Origin of the sequence: Yersinia sp. 1252 StPb PI, assembly GCF_048593885.1 — a bacterium.
GTDB classification, from domain to species: domain Bacteria; phylum Pseudomonadota; class Gammaproteobacteria; order Enterobacterales; family Enterobacteriaceae; genus Yersinia; species Yersinia enterocolitica_E.
Genome location: NZ_JAZGQE010000472.1, coordinates 1 through 515, shown reverse-complemented (window position 1 = coordinate 515; position 515 = coordinate 1). Strand labels below are relative to the sequence as shown.

Here is a 515-nt window from a genome sequence, read left to right as displayed (position 1 = left end):
AGGCGGTGTTTATTTTTCCTCAGCGGTAACATATGCCTTACGGCTTGTATTGTTAATTAGAACAACCTTACTGTAATATAATGAATTAGATGGTGAAACTAATAACTTAGAATCACCGACATTTACGTCAATAGAGGTATACAAGAACCATTGACTTGTAAAACTGTGCGACCAATAATATTGAGCTGTAATTACATTTGCAGCACCATCATTAGTGATCATTACATTTCGACGACTTTCAGGAATAATCGGTGTGCTGCGATAAAGAACCTCGGTACTTGAGTTAGGAGCAACCTCAGTTGGCACCCTGGCTCGGGCTTGTGCTGCGGTCAAAGTTAAATTCTCGGTATCAGCCTCAGTTAAGTTTTTAACGTCTACTTCATTTGAATCGGTATTGATAGTGATAGTTACCTTGTTCATATTTTACATCCTCTTTTTATGCCAACCATAGTGTTGGTGCCAGAAGAATACTCAACATGTTACTCATTAAAAAATCAATATTAGGTTAAAAGTAG

At 37.3% G+C, this 515-nt stretch carries 1 protein-coding gene; it reads right to left on the bottom strand.

From position 1 onward, the window contains the following. Positions 1–9 precede the first annotated feature (9 nt). Positions 10–420: a hypothetical protein gene (locus V2A85_RS24375; protein ID WP_372558274.1), complete on the bottom strand. Its 411-nt coding sequence runs from the start codon at positions 418–420 to the stop codon at positions 10–12. Positions 421–515 lie beyond the last annotated feature (95 nt).